We start from the raw sequence: 22064 nt of genomic DNA on the forward strand, positions 1-22064 counted from the left end.
CACCTCAGGGATAGAGGCGATGGATCTGCCGCGGAAACGCGATGGTTTCCCGAATGTGCGGTATCCCGGTAATCCAGGCGACCGTCCGCTCCACCCCGAGTCCGAAGCCCGAGTGCACGAAGGTGCCGTACTTCCGCAGATCGAGGTACCAGGCATACGCCTTGGGGTCGAGCCCCTGACCGATGATCCGCGCCAGCAGTCGGTCGTGATCGTCCTCCCGCTGTGAACCGCCAATGATCTCGCCGTAGCCCTCCGGAGCAAGGCAGTCGTTGTTGAGCACGGTCCGCGGATCCTCAGGGTTCTCCTTCATGTAGAAGGCTTTGACCTCCTTCGGATAGTTCTTGACGAAGATCGGCCGGTCGTACTCCTTCGCCAGCAGCGTCTCGTCGTCGCCACCCAGGTCATCTCCCCACTTGATGTCGGAACCGAGCTGATTCAGACGTGTTACCGCGTCGCTATAGCTGATCCGGGGAAACGGCCCCACTGTTCGTTCGAGCGGCGCCCGGTCGCGCTCGAGTTCGTCGAGCTCATCCTTGCAGCGGTCGAGCGCGCGAGCCACGAGATAGCTGACGAGATCTTCCTGCAGCTGCATATTGTCGTCCGAGTCGGCAAAGGCCACTTCGGGCTCGACCATCCAGAACTCGGTCAGATGCCGGCGCGTCTTCGATTTCTCCGCCCGAAAGGTCGGGCCCAGGCAATAGACCTTGCCGAGGGCAGCACAGGCAGCTTCGACGTAGAGCTGACCGGTCTGGGCCAGGTAGGCCTGACCAAGATCGAAGTACTCGGTAGCAAAGAGGTTGCCCGCCTCTTCCCCGATACTGCCGGTCAGGATCGGGGTGCTGACATGGTAGAAACCACGTTCATCGAAGAAGTCGTGCAGCGCCTGGAATACCTGATGACGAACCTTGGCAATTGCCACCTGCTTCCGGCTCCGAAGCCAGAGATGCCGGTGCTCGAACAGAAAGGCCGTGCCGTGTTCCTTGGGCGAAATCGGGTAGTCCGGGCTCGCCCCCAGGACCTCCAGCTCGGCCACAGCCAGTTCGACACCGCCCGCCTGGCGGGGGTCAGCCCGAACCTCGCCACGGACCCGAACCGAGGTCTCCTGGGTCAGCCCAATGGCGGTTTCCCAGACAGCCTCGGGAAGGTCCCGCTTGGACAGGACGCACTGGAGATACCCCGAGCCATCGCGCAGCACGAGGAAGGCAATCTTCCCGCTGGTCCGGGTCGTTACGACCCAGCCGGCGACCGTAACGTGTTGACCGGCTCGGCCCGAAAGGGACTTAATGTCTGAGTGCTCCATGCCGATAATCACAGGTTCGAGGGCCGCCTATTGTACCGGGGACGTGCCACCGGGGTCAAATCCCGGGCAGTCCCGGATTCGTGTGCAAGTCACCCTCGAGCCAAGCGTCAAAATATTGTACCGCTACACTAGGCCGAACGTACGATTTCAATACACCGATCAAATTTTGTGATCTTGCGCACAGGGCGCCAGTTTCAGATCTTAGGCCCGTCGACACAGCCGCTCGCACCGGACCTGCGTCGAGCCGGGTCTCCTAGTGCACGCAAACGAGGTATCTGATGGCCATTCACATGCAGGCTCGCCTCAAATCCGAACACACCCTGCGATACCCGCGACTTTCGGCCAACATGTGGTACGAGGTGTCGCCGATCTTCCCCGGCGTGACGACTCGCCGCGTGGACATTTTCGGGCGACGAATCACCCGGATTCGTACGGCTCGCGACTACGAAACGGTCCAGGCAGCGCACTTCGAGTTCCGCGAACGACCCGTCGAAGAAGAACAGCCGGTCATGGCCTGAGCAGGAGCCGGCCTGAGACTCCGACCCAGAAGCGGCAAGCTCGGCAATCCGACGGGCTGCCGCTTTCTCCTGCCCGGCACGCAATGTCGCTTTTCCACATCACCATCCGGGATCGCTGTTGCGCGTGTCTGCAAATAGCTTCACCGTAATGAGCTGATCCGCAGCAGTCACTCCCGCCTCAAGTGTCACATCAGTCCGCTCCAAGGCCGCATCTGCCGCAACGCCGGGACGCAACAATGGGGACCTGAGCCAGAACCTCGGCTGGCCCGTTTGACGCGCACCCGCTCGGTCTGCAAGTTCTCTTACCCTCAGACCGCCCGCGGCCAACGCTCTGCGACCGACCGGTGTCTAAGGCCGAGATATCAGCGCTACGTACCCTCGAGGCTGTGAAAGGACCCGCCATGCGCTACCTCCGCGCTCGCTGGTTGCAGATCCTGGTCGCCGTCGTTGCCTTGTCCGCAGCGGCCGCCTGGGCCATGGGCGGCGGTAAAGGTGATGCCACGGCGCCGGTCATCGCGCGGGTCAGCAAGGGACCCTTTGTGGTCGCCGTAACCACCTCCGGCGAACTCCGGGCCCTCAAAGCCGTCAACATCACGGTGCCGCCGAACGCCCAGCAGGCCGAGGCCTTCCAGATGCGGATCCAGACCATTGTGCCCGAGGGTACGGTCGTGAAAGAGGGCGACGTGGTGGCCGAGCTGGATCGCTCGACCCTGGCAACCAAGATGGCGGAATTCAGCCTGGCGCTGCAGAAGGCCGAGGCGGTGTACGAGCAGGCCATGCTCGATTCGACCCTCAACCTGTCCAAGGCCCGCGAAGAGATCCGCACCATGGACCTGGGCCTCGAAGAGAAGAAGCTCGCCAAGGAGCAGGCGGTCTTCGAGGCGCCCTCGGTACGGCGCCAGGCGGAGATCGACTACGAGAAGGCCGAACGGGCCCTGGCCCAGGCCAAGGTCGACTACAAGACCAAGGTGGAACAGGCCCAGGCCAAGATGCGCGAAGTCGGGGCCGACCGGGAACGCCAGCAGAACAAGGTCCGCCTGGCCCAGGAGGTCATGGCCGGGTTTACGGTCAGGGCGCCAACCGCGGGCATGGTGATCTACTTCAAGGAATGGAACGGTCGGAAGCGAACCACCGGGTCGCAGGTATCTGCCTGGGATCAGGTGGTCGCCACCCTGCCCGACCTGAGCCAGATGGAGTCGGTCACCTTCGTCAACGAGATCGACGTCCGGAAGGTGTCGGTCGGACAGGCGGTTGCCATCTCGCTCGACTCGGACCCGACGAAGCGTCTGACCGGCAAGGTGACGGCCGTGGCCAACGTCGGCGAACAGCGCCCCAATACCGACGCCAAGGTCTTCGAGGTCAAGGTGGTCATCGACCAGCCGGATACCACGCTGCGTCCGGGAATGACGACCGGAAACGAGATCGAGACCTACCGCAGCGACGAGGTGCTCTCGGTGCCGATCGAGGCCCTCTCCAGTGAGGGTGGCGTACCGTTCGTCTTCCGTCAGGACGGCGGCCGCGTCACCAAGCAGGAAGTGGAGGCCGGCACCATGAACGACGACGGAGTGGTCATCCTTCGCGGCCTGAACGAAAACGATCGGGTGCTGCTCTCGCCCCCGGCGGATCGCGACCGGATGGAGATCAGACGTCTGCCCGGCTCGACTGCCGCTCCTCCCGCGAGCGGTGACACCTCCGCGCCGGTCATTCCCCTCACCGACTCGACCAAGGTCGCCAAGACTGGTCCGGCTCCGCAGCCCTCGGTCCGGCCCGCCAATACTGCGGCGAGGAACTGAAACGTCGTGCGCCTCGACTGGCAGTCCCTTCGGGGGCGACTGACCGCGCATGTCGGCTTCAGCATGCGGACCGCGCTCGAAGCCGTGCGCCACAACACACTGCGCGCCGCCCTGACCTCGCTCGGCATCCTCTTTGGGGTGGCCTCGGTGATTGCCATGCTGGCCATCGGCAAAGGGGCCGAGCAGGAAATCCTCCAGCAGATGGTGCTGCTTGGTTCGAACAACGTGGTGATCACGCCCTTGATCGAACAGAGGGAGGGCCCCGCCACCGAGCAGGGCAAGGAGGAGCCGAAGCGTTTTTCACCCGGCCTGACCTACGCCGATGCCGAGGCGCTGACCCGAGTGATTCCCGCCGTCGACGCCATCAGTGCCGAGATCGTGATCAACACCAACATTACGCGCGAGGGACAGCGACGGTCGGGCAAACTGGTCGGCGTCGATACCGCGTACTTCAGGATTACCAACCTTGCCCTCGGCAGCGGCGCGTGGTTCAGCGCCGAGCAGGTGCGCCAGGGGTTGCCGGTCGCGATCATCGGCCAGGGGGTGCGGAGCCGGTTCTTTGCGACGGAGGAGCCGATCGGCCGCCGGATCAAAGTCGGCGAGACCTGGCTGACCGTGGTCGGGGTGCTGAGCGACCGGCGCGTGGACAACGACATCGCCGCGCGACTCGGCATCCGCGACGCCAACATGGACGTGTACGTCCCGGTCCACACCATGTTGAGCCGGTTTCGGAACCGTGCCCTGGTGACCCAGCGGGACATCGAGCTGGCCAGTCGCCGGGCCAATCAGCCGCAGAACAACGACACCGGGGAATCGGAGGAGCAGCGCAGCGAGCGGATCAACCGAAACCAGCTGGACCGGATCATTCTGCGCGTGGCCGACGCCCGCCAGGTGGCTGGCGTGGCCGACATTGCGCAGCGGATGCTGGCTCGGCGCCACAACGCCGTTATCGATTTCGAGGTCACGGTGCCGGAGCTGCTGCTCAAACAGGAGCAGCGGACCCGCACGATCTTCAACGTCGTTCTGGGCGCCATTGCGTCGATCTCGCTGATCGTCGGCGGAATCGGCATCATGAACATCATGCTGGCGTCGGTCCTCGAGCGGATCCGGGAGATCGGGGTCCGCCGCGCCGTGGGCGCCACGCAGCAGGAAATCCTGTTTCAGTTCCTGAGCGAGGCCGTGCTGATCAGCGTGGCTGGTGGCGTGGCCGGGATCCTGGTCGGGGCCGGCCTCAGTTTCGGCATCGAGCGCCTGGCAGGGATCAAGACCATCGTATCCTATCTCTCGGTCTTCGTGGCGTTCGGCGTGTCGTTCAGCGTCGGCCTTGCTTTCGGTATTGTGCCCGCCTACCGGGCCGCGCGCCAGGACCCCGTCGTCTGCCTTCGGTACGAGTAACTCTTATGCCCATGACACCTCTCGGCCTGGTGGCCGTCCTGACGGCCGTACTCTGCTCGGCGGCGGCCGGTCCAGCCGCCGCGCAAGACTCGCTCACACTGGAGCGGACCATCGCGATCGCGCAAGACCGGGGCTTTCCCGCCCGATCCGCCAAAGCGACTCGCGACGCCGCACGCTATCGCGATCGGGCCTTCTACGGCCGCTTGCTCCCCCAGGTCTCGCTCTCGGGCACCCTGCCCCGGTACAACCGTTCGATCATCCAGGTCATCCAGCCCGATGGCAGCACGCTGTTCCGTCCCCAGGATCTGACCAACTCCGCCCTGACCGCGACAGTCACCCAGCGACTGCCGCTGACCGGCGGCGACCTGTTCGTCACCTCGTCGCTATCGCGGCTGGCGGTGAGCGGTCAGCAGACTACCCGAACCTACTCCTCCACTCCTTTCTCGATCGGATTGCGCCAGGGTCTCTTCCGTCCGAACACCGACGGCTGGGATCGACGTGAGCAACCGGTGCGAAGCGAGCTGGCCGAGCGGGGCTATCGCGAGGCCAAGGAAGACATTGCGATCCAGACCACCAGCCTCTTCTTCGATGTCTATGCCGCGAAGATGGCGCTCGACAACGCCGCACGAAACGTCGGGGTCAACGACACGCTCTACCGACTCAACCAGGGGCGGTTCGAAGTCGGCCGGATCGGCGAGAACGATCTGCTTCAGAGCGAGCTGGCGCTGCTCCGCAGCCGCAATGCGCTCGACGGCGCCCGACTCGAATACCAGCGCACGCAGGCGGCGCTCCGCACCTCACTCGACCTCGCGCCCGACGCCGCGATCGATCTCGCGGTACCGACGACGGTCCCGACTGTCACGGTCGACACACTCCTCGCGTCGAGCGAGGCACTCCGGAACCGGGCCGCCGTTACCGATGCCGAACTGCAGGTGATTCAGGCGGACCGTCGGGTCAATGAGGCCAGGCTCGCCAACGGAATCGGAGCCACCGTTCAGGCGAGCTATGGCTTCAACGCCACCGCACCCGAGATGAGCCTGGCCTACTCGAACCTGCTCGAGGCGCGCCAGTTTACGCTCTCGGTCGAGGTACCGCTGATTCGCTGGGGTGCCCAGAAGGGCGAGGTCCAGGCCGCCCAGGCCGAGCGCCAACGCACGGAGAGCAACACGACGCTGGCACTCCGCCAGACGGCCAACGAGGGCCACTTCGCCGCGCTCGAACTCGCGCAAGCTGCCCGCGCCCTGACCATCTCGGCCAAAGCCGACACGGTCGCAACCAAGCGTTTCGAGGTGGCGTACAACCGGTACGTGATCGGGCGGATCACGATCGACAATCTCTACATTGCCCAGGCAGAGAAGGACCAGGCCGTGGCGCAGTTCGTTCAGGCCATGCGTGGGTACTGGCATGCCTACTACCGCCTCCGTCGGCTCACCCTTTTCGACTTCGTGGCGAACCAGCCCATCCACTAACAGCGATTCGACGGTTCGTGCGTTGCGCGTCACCTTTGCTGCAGGTTTCAGCGCCTGCGCCTTCCGCCCTTGGCGGCAACCGCCGCGGCGCTGAATGAGGCGACCTGCACCTGCGTCACCTACGATCTGACCTCGGTCGTGGCCGGCCGACTGACAGCGCTGGATGCATACGTCGTCAACCGACTCGAAACAGCACGTCCGCTTTCGGGTATCGAGCCAATGCGCGTTCCCGCAGCGCGCGGTGCTTCGGCTGCTCGAGCCCTGGATCGGCGTCGATGATGGTCTGAGCCAGTTCTCGCGCCTGACCCAACAGGTCGGTGTCCTCCGGAAATCGCGCCACCCGGATCTCCGCGCTACCGGATTGTCGCTCACCCAGAATGTCACCCTGCCGCCGCTCCTCCAGATCGAGTTCGGCAATCCGAAAACCGTCATCGGTCGCGGCGAACGACTTGAGCCGGTCGGTCGGAACCCGCACGATCAGGATGCAGTGGCTCTGCTGCCCACCGCGACCGACTCGGCCCCGCAACTGATGCAGTTGCGCCAGCCCGAAACGCTCGGGATGCTCGATCATCATGGTCGTCGCATTCGGCACATCGATGCCGACTTCGATGACGGTGGTGGCCACCAGCACCTGAATTCGGCCCTCGCGAAACGCCCGCATGATTTCATCGCGCTGGGGCGCCTTGAGCTGACCGTGGACCAGACCGACCTCGACATCGTCCCAGCGCCCGGCCAGGGAGTCGGCCATGGTCTTCGCAGCCAGCAGATCGGCCTTCTCGGTCTCTTCGATGACCGGCAGGACGATGTACGCCTGACGCCCGGCCTGACACTCCGCATGGATGAAGTCGAGTACCTTGTCTCGCTGGCTGGGTGAACGAAGGGCCGTTCGGATGGAGCCACGCCCCGGAGGGCGCTCTTTGATGACGCTGACGTCGAGGTCACCATATCGCGTCAGCGCCAGCGAGCGCGGAATCGGCGTGGCGGACAGGAGGAGCACGTCGGGTGCCACACCCTTGGCCATCAAGGCCGCACGCTGCTCCACCCCGAACCGATGCTGCTCGTCGATGACCGTGAGGCCAAGCCGCTGGAAGGTGACGGTGTCCTGAACCAACGCATGCGTACCAACTACGATCCGCATTCCCCCAGACGCGAGCTGCTTGCGCACCTTGTCTTTCTCGCCGGCCGTGAGCCGGCCGACCAGCAGCCCAGGCGCAATCCCCAGCGGGGTGAGCAGCCGGGTCAGCGTCGCGTGGTGCTGCTCAGCCAGCAACTCGGTCGGCGCCATCAACGCCGCCTGGTAGTCGTTCTCGACCGCCAGCAGCATCGCAAACAGAGCGACCAGTGTCTTGCCCGTGCCGACATCTCCCATCAGCAGGCGGTGCATCCGATCGGGAGCGGTCATGTCCGCAGTAATCTCGCGGATGGCCCGGCGCTGATCCTCGGTCAGCGGCCACGGCAGGCTGTCCTTGAGCCGCGTGGTGAGTTCCCGTTTGACTTCGAACGCCACACCCTGCCTGGTTCGCTTGGCGACGTGGCGGGCTCGGCCAAGCATGAGCTGGAGGTCGAGCAACTCATCGAGGGCAAGGCGACGACGACCCGACTCCGCCTCGGCGCTTGACGACGGCTGGTGCACCGCACGCAGCGCCTCGGGCAGCGGCGGCAGCGCAAACCGTCGCCGCAGCTCCTCGGGCAGGATTTCCGCCGAGAGCCCCACCAGCGCGTCAAGATGCCGGGCAATCAGGCCGCGAATGATCTTGTGACTGAGCCCCTGCGTCGCCGGATATACCGGCAGCACCCGGCCGGCCGAGAGCGGATCGCCCTCGTCTTCCTCTTCTGCCAGAATGATGAACTCACGGGGGGCCAGCTGGCGGCCATGGTAGAAGCGGACCGGGCCGGCCACGAGCAGGGTTTGCCCGACCTGAATCGTTCGATCCATGAACGCCTGGCCCGGCCAGACACATTCGATGGCGCCGGTGGCGTCACGCAGCACGGCGTGAAAGATCCGCAGACCGCGCTTGGTCGGCAGGGTGCCCTTGGAAATGACTTTGCCGACTGCCGCCGCATCCGACCCGACCTGCAGTCGCGCTATCGGCGTGACCGACGACGCGTCGATGTACCGATGCGGCAAGTGCCAGAGCAGATCGCGCGCCGTGTGGATCTCGAGCCGAGCCAAGGCCTCGGCGCGCCGCTCACCGATGCCCTTGAGGAACTTGACCTCAGTCTCGAGTGAGAGGGCAGCCATACGGTCAGCTCTCGACGCCGGACTCCACCAGCTCCCGAGCGAAGTCGCGCGGGTCGAACTCGCGCAGGTCGTCGACCCCTTCGCCCAGGCCGATGAAACGAATCGGCACATCGAGTTCCCGGCGCAGGGCCACGACCGCTCCGCCTCGCGCCGTGCCATCGAGCTTCGTTACCACGAGCCCGGTTGGCGGAATGGCCTGCGCAAACTGGCGGCCCTGCTGCACCGCGTTCTGCCCCACCGTACCATCGAGCACCAGGAACACCTCGTGGGGGGCGCCCTCGATCTTGCGGCCGACCACCCTGCCCACCTTCCGAAGCTCGTCCATCAGACCTTCCTGGGTGTGGAGGCGCCCGGCCGTATCGACGATCACGAGCGTCGCGTTGCGGGCCTGAGCCGCCTCGACGCCATCGAACGCCACCGCGGCCGGATCTCCTCCAGGCGCCCCCGACACGCACGGCACCCCGATTCGCTCTGCCCAGGTCTTGAGCTGGTCGATCGCGCCCGCCCGGTAGGTGTCAGCTGCCACCAGCAGGACGGTGTCGCCCTCCCGCTTGTACCGCGAGGCAAGCTTGGCCACAGTGGTGGTTTTTCCGGTCCCGTTGACCCCCATGACGATCAGCACGGTCGGTCCGCTGGCCGATCGGCGCAGCTGCCCAGGCGCGCCCGGACCCGCCAGCATCCCGGCGACCCGATCGACGAGGGCGTCCTTGAGATCGTCTTCAGATTTGAGCTTGCCGCGGCGAACCTGGTCGTCGAGTTCATCGATCAGCACGGAGGTCGACGCAATCCCGAAGTCGGCCTCGAGGAGCACCTGCTCCATCGCGTCGATGTCCGCCGCCTTGAAGCCGCGAACCAGGGCACCCACATCGGTGAGCGCGAGGCGTTTGATCTTGCCCCAGAGAGAGAGCTTTTTGCCTTCAGTAATTCGAGAGCTGGCCATCCCGGAATGATAGTCGGGTCAGCGTAGTCCCGAGCGCCGTCGCCACCACCACTCGCCGGCCAGCGCGCCGATCAGAATACCGAAGATCCAGAGCTTGTCGCGGAGCGGCTCACGTCCGGCCGAGGCCGTGACCGTGGCCTCACGATCGGTCAGGGTGACCGGCCGCGGAGTCCATTCGTCCGAATACACCTCGACGCCCAGCACCCCCCGGCCGCCGCCCTCGAGCCCGTAGTCGTAGCGGCCCGGTGCCAGGAGCAGTTCGGCCCGGCCCGCGCCGTCGAAACGGAGCGTATCGGCTCGAGGCCCCTCGGGCCCGGTCAGATCGATCCGGACCGTCGCTGCCTCGGGTCGGAGCCGCTCGAACAGGATCGGTCGCCCCTGCTGCACGATCGCGCGAATCGGGCGGGCCACTCCGGTCGTCGAATCCGACGCACCAAGCAGCCATGAGGTGGTGGCAGCCACCCAGGCCCGATAGGCCTGTTCGCTCTCGCCACCGCGGAAGGCCCAGCGCCAGAGCCCGGTCACACCGACCTGTACCTGGCGGATGCCGCTCGAGTCGCGCCCGACCACCGCGGCCCGTTCACCGCCGCGCCGGTTGAGCAGCGCCGAGAGACCAGTCCAATCGCGCGGACCCGGCGCCAGGTTGGCCAGCCCGGTCGCCGGCGGAAAACTGTCGGTGGGCAAGGCCACAAACGCGCCGGACACGGGTGAAACGCCGCCGGGCGACAGGTACCAGTCGCCTTCGACCACCGGAGTGCCGCTGCCGGTGGCGAGCCAGTCCCAGCGGGCCCGTGCGCGAACCCGGCCGAAGCGCTCAGGCAGATCACCAAAGCGCACCAGCAGGTCCGCACGGTTGACAGCCTGCTCCACTTCGCCCGCCGAGGTCGCGGCGACATCGCCCATGCGGACCCAGCGATCACGCTCGACCGCGTAGTAGCCGCGCACCGGCAGGGCCGCGACATCCGTCAGCGCCCGAAAGAAGAAGCGACTTTCCCACCCCGGCGACGCCGCCACGACCACGATGCCCGGCGTCGGGAGCACAGCAAGCGCGTGGAGCCGCTGGTCGGTACGCGGTTCGGCATCCGCGGCATCGCGGAGCGACACCGTGAGCAGATGCAGTCCCGCCGGAACCGACGCCGGCAAGGCATACTCGAGGGTGGCGCGACCCGAACCCGCCTCGAGCGGAACGGCCCGCGAAAACCAGCGCTGCTCACCGGAGGCAACCTCGATGGTGACCTCGCGACGGTCCGGCAGATCGAACCCCGACACTTCGACGTCCAGACGCAGCGTATCACCCAGCGAGACACGATCTGGGCCGATCACACCGGTCAGTGCCAGATCGGGACGGCGCTCGCGGGGCAGCACCCGAACGCCGGCTTGCGCCAGCAGCCCGGGCGACAGCTCGGAGGCGTCGTCGATCTCGCCGTCGGTGATCAGCCAAACCGGCCGACCCGCCGCGGTGGCCGCCAGCAGCGCATCACCAACCGCCGACCGACCGCCCAACGGCGCCGAATCAGGGCCAAGCGGACCGATCGGGCGGACGTCCCCGAGCGCCGACGCGGTTTCTCTGGCTTCGTCCCAACGGGCCCCGACCCCGGCCATACTGAGCGACGCGTCGAGCAGCACCAGCGGGCGGATCGATCCCGGCTGGCGCGCACATGATTGATCGATGAGCAGGAGGCCAAGCAGCGTCCAGGCAACGAAACGAAAGGACGCCGGCATGGTGGCGCGGCGTCCGAGTCGTTCCAGTCCGAGATAGACGCCGAGAGCCAGAACAGCGGCGATCAGCGCGATCGCGAGGATCTCGACCATCAGAAGGGCAAGGGTCTATTCAACGTCAGCCGCAATCGCGGCCGGCAGCTGCGGACCAGGCCGCAACAGATGCTGCAGTTGATCCCGATGAGCCAGGAATGCGGCGAGTTCCCCGGCCGGCACAGGATCGCCGTTGCCGAGATCGACCGACCCCGGATTGCGGGCCACGCCGTTCTGTCGGAACTCGTAGTGGAGGTGCGGTCCGGAAGCCAGCCCAGTAGCCCCGACATACCCGATTACATCACCCTGACGAACCCGCGACCCCGTGCGAACGCCGGGCGCAAAGCCGCGCAGGTGAGCGTAGCGGGTCGTGATGCCGCTCTTGTGGCGCAGCTCGACCAGGAGGCCATACCCCCCGGCGCGGGTTGCCCGCAGGACGGTGCCGTCACCGGCCGCCATCACGGGTGTCCCACTGCTGGCCGCATAGTCGATGCCTTCGTGCTTACGGTAAACGCCCAGGACCGGATGGAACCGAGCCGAGCTGAAACGCGACGAGATCCGCCGGAACTCCACCGGCGCTCGAAGAAAGGCACGCTTGAGCGAGCTGCCCTCTACATCGAAGTACTGTTTTCGCCCGTCCTGGGTTTCGAATCGGAAGGCAGACTGCTGACGGCCACCAACTTCGAGATGGGACGCCAGAATGTTGCCGACCCGGGTTTCACCCAGTTCGGACACTTCGCGCTCGAACAGCAGGGTGAATCGGTCACCTCGCTGCAGGTCCCGGCTGAAATCGACCGACCAGGCAAATACGTCAGCCAGATCCCAGGCCAGCCGAACCCGATCGCCCGCGGGAACGTCTTCGCTGAGCTCGGCGTCGATCAGAGCGTCATAGAGCGAGGTTTCGATTCGGCCTTCGAGCCGAACCTGGTGCTGAGTCCACTCGATCGGTCGGACCTCGGAGGTCCAGGCCGCCGCCTCACGAAACACCCGAGTCTCTTCCGTCCGCTTGGTACGAACGGTCACGTCGACCGGATGCGGCACGGTGTCGTGGTACCCGAAGTGAAAGACCTGCCCCGCGCGAACCCGGCGCGCATCGATACCGAGCAGTTCCACCACGGCGGCGAGATCGATCGCCCCGATGCCGCGCCGGGCAAACAACTCCCCGATCGTTTCACCCGACCGGAGCGTGTCCGAAGCAACCCGACGTTCCACGATCGGGACGATGTCGGGCGCTTCGGCCGACAACCGCTGCCACGGCCAACTGCCGCGCGCGCTGAACGCGGCAGCCGAGATCAGGATGCCGAGTGCCCCGACGACGGCGAAGAGCCGCCGCATCAGTCCATCTGCCGTCGGATGAAGGTCGGGATCTCCATGTCCGGAAGATCGCTGCCCGGCCCGGGAACAGCCGTCCTCGGCGGCAGTGAAATGGTCCGGGCAGCTGGCTGCGGAGCCGCTGGCGGACGCGACTCCACCGGAGCTGGCGCGGGCGCCGCCGCGGCAGCGGGCCGTGACTTCTGCTGCGGAAACTGGAGCACCTGGGAGCTGGCCCGCTGGGACTGCGCGGGGGCCGGCACGGGCACATCACCGGTCACCGCCCTATCGAAACCCGTCGCGATTACCGTGATGCGGACCTCACCCTTCAAGGTCGGATCGATCGCGGCGCCGAAGATGATCTCGGCATCGTCACCCACGGCCTCGTGAACGATCTCGGCCATCGTGGTGACTTCGTCGATCTGGAGATCTGCGCCAACAACATTCATGAGCACACCGGTTGCGCCGGCAATCGAAATGTTGTCGAGCAGCGGGCTGGTAATGGCCTGCTGCGCGGCCTCGAGTGCCCGGTTGTCGCCATAGCCAATACCGGTGCCCATCAACGCCGAGCCGCCGTTCTGCATCACGGTCCGCACGTCGGCAAAGTCCACGTTGATGAGACCCGTCGCCGTCACCAGCCCCGCAATGCCCTGGGTGGCCTGGAGCAGCACGTCATCGGCCTTCTTGAGCGCGTCCTGGAACAGAATGCCCTTCCCGACCACGGCCAGGAGGCGCTCGTTCGGAACCACGATCATAGTATCGACATGCTGCCGCATTTCCATAATGCCGGTCTCGGCCTGCTTCATCCGCTTCTTGCCTTCGAAGAGGAAGGGCTTGGTCACGATGCCGACCGTCAGGGCGCCGATATCCCGGGCCATCTGGGCAATGAACGGGGCCGCACCAGTGCCGGTGCCACCACCCATGCCGCAGGTGACGAAGACAAGGTCGCAGCCCTGCATGGCTTCGAGCACCTCATCCCGGTTCTCCTCGATGGCCTGCCGACCGATTTCCGGTCGTGCCCCGGCGCCGAGCCCGCGGGTGAGCTTCTTACCAATCTGCACCTTGGCGTCGGCCTTGTTGGACGTCAGGGCCTGTGCGTCGGTATTGACCGACACAAACTCGACCCCGACCAGGGCTTCCTGGATCATCCGGTTGACGGCGTTACCTCCGCCACCGCCGACACCGATCACCTTCATGCGGGCGTTCTGAACCGGCGGCTCTTCAATCCGGAAGGTCATGGCCTCTTGTCCTCTCGATGCTCAAAAGAAGTCCTGTAACCAGCGCTTGACGGGTCCGATCACCTTGTCCACCGCAGGCGAGCGGCGCCCATGGGCCCCGAACCCGCCGGTCTGCAGCACCTGCCGTGCTCCGTACAACAGCAACCCTGCGGGCACCGTCATGCGCGGCGATGCAACACGATCGGCCAGGCCGCTCAGGCCCGTGCCCGGTACCCCGACTCGTACTGGAAGAGCAAACACTTCCCGGGTCAATTCCACAATGCCCGGAAACTGCGCACCACCGCCGCTCAGCACCACGCCCGCGGCCAACCGCTGACGAAAGCCGGTTCGGTTCAGTTCGTCCAGAGCCAGTTCGAGAATTTCCTGCATCCGCATGTGAACGATGTGCGCCAGCACCCGGCGATGCACGTTCCGAGCAGGCTGTCCCGGCAGATTGGGCAGCTGAATGATCTCGTCGTCGGCCACCAGCGGCTCGTACGCCGCTCCGTGCCGTTCCTTGAGCCGCTCGGCCTCCTGCTGCGGTACCTGCAAGCCGTGCACGATGTCGTTGGTGACATGTCCACCGGCAAACATCAACGATGCCGTGTGACAGATCTTGCCGTGCTGAAAGACAGCCACGTTGGTCGAGCCACCGCCCAGTTCGATCAGGGCACAGCCCAGTTCCCGTTCATCAGGCGACAGCACCGCCAGCGAGCCCGCCAGCGGCTCCAGCACGAATTCGCCGACCCGGAAGCCGGCCCGCTCGATGCAGCGCTGCAGATTGACCATGGCGCTCGAGAGCACGGTGACGAGGTAGACCTGGGCCTCGAGCCGGGACCCGACCATGCCGATCGGATCGGAAATGCCGTCCTGGGTGTCGACGAGGTAATCCTGGGGCACCCCGTGGAGCAGTTCATGGTCGCGGCTGAAGGCAATGTTGGCGGCCACTTCGTTGACGCGCGCGACGTCCGCCGTCCGCACCTCGTTGCCAGCCACCGACACCACGCCGTGCGACAGCCGTCCCGCCACATGCTCGCCGGCCACGCCAACATACAGCGTGCCGACCTCGACCCCGGCCATCAGCTGCGCATCCTTGAGCGCGCGTCCGATGGCACGGGTCGTTTCCTCGACATCGCGCACCACGCCCCGTCGGAGCCCCGTGGTCCGTTCGGTGCCGACACCCAGCACCCGAACCCCCGGGTTCCGTGGATCGCCGGTAACCTCTCCGATCGCGGCCGTGATGGCGCTCGACCCAAGATCGAGCGACGCGACCAGCCGCGGGCCGGCGGCGCTCATCGCGCCCTCCGCCGGACAATGACACGGCCCTCGAAACGGGCGTCGACTTCAGCGACGTTCCACTGGCGGCTGGACACCTCGGCCAGCGCGGCGGCGGTTCCCTGGATGTCTTTCGTGGTAGCCCCCACGCGGAAGAGAAGTCGATGCTTCACGGTTTCCAGCACGATCGTGTTCCGCTCCCGGCTGACCGACTCGATGGTGCCGTGCAACTCCGAATCAGTGTCGCGCACCCGCTCGATGAACGCGCCGACTTCGCCATCCGCCTCGGCCAGCGGCAGGTCCGCGGGCGAACGGGTCGGATCGAAGGGCAGGATCCGCCCCCGGCGATCCATCAGCGCCACCCGGTTCTGAGCCCGGACGAATGCCACCGGCTCAAACTCCACCACCTCGACTTCGAGCGCGCCTGGCAATCGCCGGTGCACCACGACCCGCTGGACGCCCGGCAACGCCAGCACTCGATCGCGGAGCGGTTCGGTGCTATCGAAAATACTCGCTCCGACCGGGAGCTTGGCAGCCTCGGCAATTTCGGCGGCGGTGAAGTAGCGCGACCCGGTCACCTCCAGCCGACGCACCTTGAACAGGCTCATCCGACTGAGCGCCATCGGGGCCAGCCACCAGAGGCTGACCAGGGCCGCCGCGCCGAGCGCCCAGAGCAGGATGATCCAGCCCCGCTTCACCGATCTGCCAAACGGCCGAGCAACTCGCGACCCACTCGGGTGACATCGCCAGCCCCCAACGTAATGACGATATCGCCCGACTCAAGCAGGTCGGCGACGATTCCGGTCAGTTGGGACCGGTCCGCGACATAGCGCACCCTGGCGCCACTCTGTCGCTCCGCCGCTGCGGCCACCAGCGCACCGGTCACTCCCGGGACCGGCGCCTCTCGGGCACCGTACACGTCGGTGACCACCGCAAGGTCCGCCGCAGCAACCGCCTGTCCCATGGCCTCCGCGTGCAGCGCAGTCCGACTGTAGAGATGCGGCTGGAAGACCGCCACCAGGCGCCGCCCGGGATAGGCCTGCCGCGCCGCAGCGAGCGTCGCCGCCAGCTCGGTCGGATGGTGCGCATAGTCGTCGACGATCGCCACGCCACCCGCCTCGCCCACCCGCTCGAACCGCCGCCCGACGCCGGCATACGCCGCGAGAGCGGTCGCCGCGCCCGAGACATCCGCCCCGAGCGCATATGCGGCGCCGAGTGCCGCCAGGCCGTTACGCAGGTTGTGCAGCCCCGGCACCTGCAACGCCAGCGGCACCGCCGACCCGTCGGGAAAGCGCACGGTCGCCCGACTGCCCCGCTCGCTGAGCTGCACCGCCTCGAGCCCCAGATCCGGGGCGCCCGGCCCGAACCGCCAGACCCGGCTGCCGATGGCCGCCGCCACCCGATCCGGTCCGGCGCCGTCCGTACCGACCAGGACCCGCTCTGCCGGCTGCGCAAACTGGAAATAGGCCGCTTCCATCGCCTCGACCGAACCGTAGCACTCGAGGTGATCCGGTTCGACGTTGTTGATGATGGCCACCGTCGGCGTCAGCGTCAGAAACGCCTGGTCGTACTCGTCCGCCTCGACCACGAACAGCGCCGTGCCACCCATTCGGGCGTTGCCACCCCAGGACGCCACCCGCCCGCCCGCGAGGCCGGTCGGATCGCGGCCCGCGCCGATCAGCGCCTCGGTGGTCATCACGGTGGTGGTCGTCTTGCCGTGCGTACCGGCAACGGCCACGACCGTGGCGCCCGCCACCAGCCCGGCTAGCGCCTGCTTCCTGGGCACGATCGGGAGCCCCAGCCGCGCTGCCTCGACGAGGTCCGGGTGCCCCGGCGGGATCGCCGCACTGGCCACCACCGCCCCGGCCTCGCCCACCAGGAGCGGCGAACTACCCTCGGCAACGACCGCTCCAGCCTTCACGAGATCGGTGCTGCCCGAGATGTCCGCGTCGGTACCGGTGACCCGCACGCCGCGACGAAGCGCGACCATGGCCAGCGCACTCATTCCGGCGCCGCCGATGCCGACGAAGTGCAGCGGGCGCGAATCCGACTGGAGAAACAGGTTCATCCGTGTCGGGCTAATCTAAAATGCTGTCGAGAGTTGAGAAAGACGGAGTCCCTGCACTCCGCCGGTGCCGAACCCGCGGCGGCGGCTACCCGACCAACCGCTCGAGCCGTGCCACGATTTGGGTCACAGCCCCCGGTTTTCCGCGTGCCAGGGCGGCGGCACGCATAGCCCCCAGTCGAACCGGATCGGCCAGAAGGTGACGCACGGCCTCCCCCAGCTGGCGCGGCGTGAGATCGGCCTGACGGCGGAGCACGGCCGCCCCCGCCCGCTCCAGCGCCTCGGCGTTCTTGGTCTGGTGATCGGCCGCCGCGGTCGGCAGCGGTATCAGGATGGACGGCAGCCCCCAGGCACACAGCTCGGCGATGGTGGTCATCCCGGCCCGGCCCACCACCAGATCGGCGACGGCGTAGGCATCGGCAATCGGGTCCAGGAAATCGACCACCCGACGGCCCGGCCGGGCATCGAGGTCCCGGTATCGGGCGTAGCTGCCTCGTCCGGTAGCCCAGATCAGGTTCAGGTCGGTCAGACCGTCCTCGCCGATCCAGCCCGCCATCAGCTCGTTGATTGCCACCGCACCTTGGCTCCCGCCAATCACGAGCAGCACCGGCCGGTCGTCCTGCAGGCCAAAACCGGCGCGTGCCGCCGCCCGCCGCTCGGGGCTGGGAGGCGCAATCGGGCTGCCCGTCACCACCACCTCGGTCGAGCGCCCCGGGCGCAGATGCGGAACCGCCTCGGGCGCGCCGAGGTAGACCTCCCGCACCCGTGGCGCGAGCCATCGGGTGGCCAACCCGGGATAGGCGTCCTGATCGAGGATGGCAGTCGGAATCCCGCGGCGAGCCGCCGCCCAGAGCAACGGCCCCGAGGCGTAGCCACCGGTGCCGACCACCAGCGCCGGCCGTTCCTGATCCAGCAAGCGCCGAATCATGCCGAGCAAGCGTAACGCGAGCCAGGGCCAGCGGTAGTTCTTCCACCATTGCCGCCGGTAGATCGGCTCGAACGGCAGCAGGTGGAAGGGATAGTCCCTGGCCGGGAGCAAATGCGACTCGACGCCTCGCGTGGCGCCGACCATGACGATCCGCCACTCGGGATGACGCGTCCGGAGCGCGTCGGCAATGGCCAATGCAGGCATCAGGTGCCCCCCGGTACCGCCCCCGGCCACCAGGACCGTGAGGGGCCCGCTCACGGAGGCACGGCGCGGCCGCGCATCCGGCCGACACTCATGACCACGCCAACCCCCAGCAGTGTGACCCAGAGGTTCGACCGACCCGCCGACATGAACGGCAGCACCAGCCCGGTCGTGGGCATCAACCCCATGTTGACCGCCATGTGCATCAGAGCGGTAATCCCAACGGATGCGGTCAGCCCTCCCGCCAGGTAGCGTCCAAACGGATCCGGCGCCGTTCGGGCAATCCGAAGCCCGAGCCAGCAGAAGAGGCCGAACAGCGCCACCACGAACGTCACCCCCAGAAAGCCCCACTCCTCGCCGACGGTGCTGAAGAGGAAGTCTGAGGGTGCATAGGGCAGATAGTTGAGCTTGAGCTGGCCTTCGCCGAACCCTGTGCCGAAGAACCGGCCCGAGGCAAACCCTTTGGTGGCCTGGTCGAGCTGCCAGTTGGTGGTGGCCTGACAATCCGAGGCAAGGCCGAAGAAACAGCGGAACCGCTGGAAGCGATACGGCTCAGCCATGATCGCCGTGACGCCGGCAAACACCACCCCGATGAAGAGCAGCAGGAACTGGCCGATCTTGGCGCCGGCAATGAAGAGAATCGTTCCGCCCAGCACGGCAATGATCGTGGCCATCGACAGATTGGGCTGCAGCAGAACCAGCAGGGAGACCAGTCCCGTCACGACGAGCACCGGCGCCATCCCCTTCTTGAACTCGCGGATCTGCTCACCCTTCTTGGCGGCGATCATCGCAACCCAGACCACGATGGCAAACCGCGCCAGCTCCGAAGGCTGGAACCCCACTCCGGCGACATTGATCCACCGCTTGGCGCCGTTGATCCGCGGTGCAATCGACCCGAGTCCTGGCAAGAGCAGAATCACCAGGAGCAAGAGCGTGAAAAACAGGATCGGCCAGGCCCAGTCGCGCCAGCGCTGGTAATCGATCCGCGATGCGATCAGCAGCACCACCGCGCCCACCGCGGCGCCGAAGAGCTGCTTGAGCGCCACACTCAGCCCGGCATCCTGGAAGCTTGCTGCCGAGTAGACGCTGACGATCCCGAAAACAGTCAGCACGGCCGTCACGGTCCCGAAGAGGCGCGTTTCCCAACGCACCTCGCTCGGATGGTCGACCTGACGATTCACATCGCCTCCACCAGGTGACGAAAGGTCGCGCCCCGCACTTCGTAGTTCGGAAACATGTCGTAGCTCGAGCACGCCGGCGACAGCAGCACCGCATCTCCGACCCGGGCCAGCGACCGCGCGGCAGCGACGACTTCCGCGAAGGTGCCTCCCTCGACCAGCCGAACCGCGCCGCTGAGGTCCCGCAGGATGATCGGCTTGGCCTCACCATACGCAATCACGGCACGGCACCCGGTCAGGAGCGGCGCCAGCCGCGCATAGCTCTCGCCTTTGTGCCGCCCCCCGAGCAACAGGATATACGGGCGAGCCATGGCCCGAACCGCCACGTCCGTCGACGACAGGTTGGTCGCCTTGGAATCGTTGATCCAGAGCACGCCCCCAGTCTCACTGACCGGCTCCATCCGGTGCGGCAACGCAGCAACCGTCTCCAGTCCCTGCCCGATCACTTCGATCGGCACGCCGAGCGCGGCCACCGCCAGGGCCGCCGCCAGCGCGTTGGCAACGTTGTGGTCCCCAAGCAGTGGCAGCCGATCCCGATCGAGCAGGGCCGCCTCGCCGAGCCGGAGCAGATTCGCGGCCCGATCGTACCACGCGTCGGCCGGCCCGATGAGGGAAAACTGGTAGCGGCGCCCGGGCATGTCGCCGACCCAGCGCGCCGAGGTCTCGTCATCGGCGTTGGTAATCCAGCGCGACTCGAGGGTTGCGTTGAGGAAGAGCCGCATCTTGTCGCGATAATATTCGTCGAGCGTGGCGTAGCGATCGAGGTGGTCCGGCGCCAGGTTGGTCAGCACCCCGACCGACGGGGCCAGGCTCGGCATGTCGTGGAGCTGAAAGCTCGACAACTCGACGGCAAGCACGTCCGGGCGATCATCCGACAACGCCAACTGTGACAGCGGTGTGCCGATGTTTCCCGCCGTTCGGGCCCGGCGCCCCGCCGCCACGAGCAAGTGCCCCACCAGCGCGGTCGTCGTGGTCTTTCCGTTGGTCCCGGTAATCGCCGCATACTCGGCCGGATGAAGCGCGCGCAAGCCAAGCTCCGCCTCCGCCCAGACCGGCACTTCGTGGCTGCGAGCGGCAACCACCGGCGGCGCATCGGGAGGCACCCCCGGAGAGAGCACGGCGAGCCCGGCCCGGCCAATCCGGTCGAGGTCGTGTCCGCCGGTCTCGACATCCGCGCCAAGCGCGCGCAGCTCAGATGCCGTCGCCTCGAGCGACTCGCTTTGCCCGCCATCGGACGCATAGACGATCGCCCCAGCACTCCGAAGCAACCGAGTTGCGGCCGCACCGCTTCGCCCGAGGCCAATCACCGCGACCTCACGAGCCAGCTCGAGCCCCGGAATCATCGGCACCTCAGCGGAGTTTGAGGGTCGCAAAGGCCACCAACGCGCAGAAGAACCCAAGGATCCAGAACCGAACGACCACCTGACTCTCCGGCCATCCCTTCTTCTCGAAATGGTGGTGCAGCGGCGCCATCCGGAAGACCCGATGCGCATCGGCGTACTCACGCCCCCGAGTCCGCTTGAACCACTTGTAGACGCCGATCTGCAGTATCACCGACATCTGCTCCGCCACGAACACCCCGCCGATGATCAGCAGCAGGAACTCGGCCCGGAGCAGGATCGCCACGGTCCCGAACGCGCCACCGATCGCAAGGCTGCCGGTATCGCCCATGAAGACGCGGGCCGGGTGGGCGTTGAACCAGAGGAAACCGATGGCCCCGCCCATCAGCGCAGCGCAGAAGACCGTGAGTTCCCCCGCTCCGGGGAGATAGTAGAAGCCGAGATACGACGTCATGTCGACCCGACCGAAGATGTAGGCGAAGACCGCAAATGCGCCGGCCGCAATCGCGGTCAAGCCGGCGGCAAGTCCGTCCAGTCCATCGGTCATGTTGACCGCATTGCTGGCGCCCGTTACGACGAAGGTGACAAACCCGATGTAGAGCAGCGGCGCAAAGATCACAACCGTGTACTTGAGGAACGGAAGGATCGTCGCGGTGGCCGGGATGGTCGCGGTCGAGACGACGGGCTCGAGCCAGAGATACGTGCCAAGCGCAATCCCGAAGGTACACTGACCGACCAGCTTCCAGCGCGCCACCAGCCCGCGGGATTTACCCTGCACCACTTTGAGATAGTCGTCGAGGAACCCGATCGCCCCGGTCCACAAGGTCGCCAGCACGGCCACCAGAATGAACCGATTGGTCAGGGGCGCCCAGAGCAAGGTCGGCACGACGGTCGCGAGGAGAATGATCAGCCCGCCCATGGTCGGCGTGCCGCGCTTCGCTTCGTGGCTGGCGAGCAAGCCGGTTCGGACGACCTGACCGATCTTGAGCCGGTGGAGTCGCTCGATGATCCAGGGCCCGACAACGAACGCGATCAACAGCGCCGTCACCACCGCACCGGCGGCTCGGAAGCTGATGTAGTTGAAAAGGTTGAAGAGGATGTGATCGCGGCCCAGCGGGGCCAGCAGATGATAGAGCATCG

General features: G+C 66.5%; 17 protein-coding genes. 4 read left to right on the forward strand and 13 right to left on the reverse strand.

Going from position 1 to position 22064, the window contains the following annotated elements; all coding sequences use genetic code 11:
• Positions 1–4 precede the first annotated feature (4 nt).
• A complete protein-coding gene (gene asnS / locus KF785_12405) occupies positions 5–1300 on the reverse strand; it encodes an asparagine--tRNA ligase (protein ID MBX3147559.1) in 1296 nt (431 codons plus the stop codon).
• 278 nt (positions 1301–1578) lie between these two features.
• Between asnS and KF785_12410 the strand changes: the two genes are divergently transcribed.
• The 4 genes from KF785_12410 to KF785_12425 all read left to right on the forward strand — a co-directional run bounded on the left by KF785_12410 (position 1579) and on the right by KF785_12425 (position 6475).
• Positions 1579–1818 (forward strand): hypothetical protein, encoded by a 240-nt coding sequence (locus KF785_12410; GenBank protein MBX3147560.1) that lies wholly within the window; start codon positions 1579–1581, stop codon positions 1816–1818.
• A 401-nt stretch (positions 1819–2219) separates the two neighbouring features.
• The gene (locus KF785_12415; protein ID MBX3147561.1) at positions 2220–3611 is read left to right on the forward strand and encodes an efflux RND transporter periplasmic adaptor subunit; all 1392 of its coding nucleotides are present in this window, start codon (positions 2220–2222) and stop codon (positions 3609–3611) included.
• A 63-nt stretch (positions 3612–3674) separates the two neighbouring features.
• Positions 3675–5006, forward strand: coding sequence for an ABC transporter permease (locus KF785_12420; protein ID MBX3147562.1), 1332 nt, complete (start codon positions 3675–3677; stop codon positions 5004–5006).
• A gap of 11 nt (positions 5007–5017) precedes the next feature.
• Complete coding sequence (locus KF785_12425; protein ID MBX3147563.1) at positions 5018–6475, forward strand: TolC family protein; 1458 nt, start codon at positions 5018–5020, stop codon at positions 6473–6475.
• 175 nt (positions 6476–6650) lie between these two features.
• Here the strand turns inward: KF785_12425 and recG are convergent, their stop codons facing one another.
• The 12 genes from recG to mraY all read right to left on the reverse strand — a co-directional run bounded on the left by recG (position 6651) and on the right by mraY (position 22062).
• Positions 6651–8717: an ATP-dependent DNA helicase RecG gene (recG, locus tag KF785_12430; protein ID MBX3147564.1), complete on the reverse strand. Its 2067-nt coding sequence runs from the start codon at positions 8715–8717 to the stop codon at positions 6651–6653.
• A gap of 4 nt (positions 8718–8721) precedes the next feature.
• On the reverse strand, positions 8722–9657 hold the full coding sequence (ftsY, locus tag KF785_12435; protein ID MBX3147565.1) for a signal recognition particle-docking protein FtsY: 936 nt from the start codon (positions 9655–9657) through the stop codon (positions 8722–8724).
• Between the two features lie 18 nt (positions 9658–9675).
• Entirely contained in the window at positions 9676–11469 is a 1794-nt protein-coding gene (locus tag KF785_12440) for a hypothetical protein (protein MBX3147566.1), read from the reverse strand.
• Between the two features lie 15 nt (positions 11470–11484).
• Complete coding sequence (locus KF785_12445) at positions 11485–12744, reverse strand: peptidoglycan DD-metalloendopeptidase family protein (GenBank protein ID MBX3147567.1); 1260 nt, start codon at positions 12742–12744, stop codon at positions 11485–11487.
• Positions 12744–13958 (reverse strand): cell division protein FtsZ, encoded by a 1215-nt coding sequence (gene ftsZ / locus KF785_12450; protein MBX3147568.1) that lies wholly within the window; start codon positions 13956–13958, stop codon positions 12744–12746. Before ftsZ ends, KF785_12445 begins: the two co-directional genes overlap by 1 nt.
• 21 nt (positions 13959–13979) lie before the next feature.
• Positions 13980–15233, reverse strand: a complete 1254-nt coding sequence (gene ftsA, locus KF785_12455) for a cell division protein FtsA (protein ID MBX3147569.1) — start codon at positions 15231–15233, stop codon at positions 13980–13982.
• Positions 15230–15910 (reverse strand): FtsQ-type POTRA domain-containing protein, encoded by a 681-nt coding sequence (locus KF785_12460; protein MBX3147570.1) that lies wholly within the window; start codon positions 15908–15910, stop codon positions 15230–15232. Before KF785_12460 ends, ftsA begins: the two co-directional genes overlap by 4 nt.
• On the reverse strand, positions 15907–17280 hold the full coding sequence (gene murC, locus KF785_12465; protein ID MBX3147571.1) for a UDP-N-acetylmuramate--L-alanine ligase: 1374 nt from the start codon (positions 17278–17280) through the stop codon (positions 15907–15909). Before murC ends, KF785_12460 begins: the two co-directional genes overlap by 4 nt.
• Positions 17281–17365: 85 nt before the next feature.
• Positions 17366–18463, reverse strand: coding sequence for an undecaprenyldiphospho-muramoylpentapeptide beta-N-acetylglucosaminyltransferase (gene murG, locus KF785_12470; protein ID MBX3147572.1), 1098 nt, complete (start codon positions 18461–18463; stop codon positions 17366–17368).
• The gene (locus KF785_12475; GenBank protein ID MBX3147573.1) at positions 18460–19587 is read right to left on the reverse strand and encodes a cell division protein FtsW; all 1128 of its coding nucleotides are present in this window, start codon (positions 19585–19587) and stop codon (positions 18460–18462) included. Before KF785_12475 ends, murG begins: the two co-directional genes overlap by 4 nt.
• On the reverse strand, positions 19584–20927 hold the full coding sequence (gene murD, locus KF785_12480) for a UDP-N-acetylmuramoyl-L-alanine--D-glutamate ligase (GenBank protein MBX3147574.1): 1344 nt from the start codon (positions 20925–20927) through the stop codon (positions 19584–19586). Before murD ends, KF785_12475 begins: the two co-directional genes overlap by 4 nt.
• A gap of 7 nt (positions 20928–20934) precedes the next feature.
• Positions 20935–22062: a phospho-N-acetylmuramoyl-pentapeptide-transferase gene (mraY, locus tag KF785_12485; protein ID MBX3147575.1), complete on the reverse strand. Its 1128-nt coding sequence runs from the start codon at positions 22060–22062 to the stop codon at positions 20935–20937.
• Between the last annotated feature and the right edge of the window lie 2 nt (positions 22063–22064).

The sequence above is a fragment of the Gemmatimonadales bacterium genome (assembly GCA_019637315.1).
GTDB lineage: Bacteria > Gemmatimonadota > Gemmatimonadetes > Gemmatimonadales > GWC2-71-9 > SHZU01.

Excerpts from the sequence above, each read along its gene's own strand:
- asnS (MBX3147559.1), bottom strand. The coding sequence starts at position 1,300 with ATGGAGCACTCAGACATTAAGTCCCTTTCGGGCCGAGCCGGTCAACAC.
- KF785_12410 (MBX3147560.1), top strand. The coding sequence starts at position 1,579 with ATGGCCATTCACATGCAGGCTCGCCTCAAATCCGAACACACCCTGCGA.
- KF785_12415 (MBX3147561.1), top strand. The coding sequence starts at position 2,220 with ATGCGCTACCTCCGCGCTCGCTGGTTGCAGATCCTGGTCGCCGTCGTT.
- KF785_12420 (MBX3147562.1), top strand. The coding sequence starts at position 3,675 with ATGCGGACCGCGCTCGAAGCCGTGCGCCACAACACACTGCGCGCCGCC.
- KF785_12425 (MBX3147563.1), top strand. The coding sequence starts at position 5,018 with ATGACACCTCTCGGCCTGGTGGCCGTCCTGACGGCCGTACTCTGCTCG.
- recG (MBX3147564.1), bottom strand. The coding sequence starts at position 8,717 with ATGGCTGCCCTCTCACTCGAGACTGAGGTCAAGTTCCTCAAGGGCATC.
- ftsY (MBX3147565.1), bottom strand. The coding sequence starts at position 9,657 with ATGGCCAGCTCTCGAATTACTGAAGGCAAAAAGCTCTCTCTCTGGGGC.
- KF785_12440 (MBX3147566.1), bottom strand. The coding sequence starts at position 11,469 with ATGGTCGAGATCCTCGCGATCGCGCTGATCGCCGCTGTTCTGGCTCTC.
- KF785_12445 (MBX3147567.1), bottom strand. The coding sequence starts at position 12,744 with ATGCGGCGGCTCTTCGCCGTCGTCGGGGCACTCGGCATCCTGATCTCG.
- ftsZ (MBX3147568.1), bottom strand. The coding sequence starts at position 13,958 with ATGACCTTCCGGATTGAAGAGCCGCCGGTTCAGAACGCCCGCATGAAG.
- ftsA (MBX3147569.1), bottom strand. The coding sequence starts at position 15,233 with ATGAGCGCCGCCGGCCCGCGGCTGGTCGCGTCGCTCGATCTTGGGTCG.
- murC (MBX3147571.1), bottom strand. The coding sequence starts at position 17,280 with ATGAACCTGTTTCTCCAGTCGGATTCGCGCCCGCTGCACTTCGTCGGC.
- murD (MBX3147574.1), bottom strand. The coding sequence starts at position 20,927 with ATGATTCCGGGGCTCGAGCTGGCTCGTGAGGTCGCGGTGATTGGCCTC.
- mraY (MBX3147575.1), bottom strand. The coding sequence starts at position 22,062 with ATGCTCTATCATCTGCTGGCCCCGCTGGGCCGCGATCACATCCTCTTC.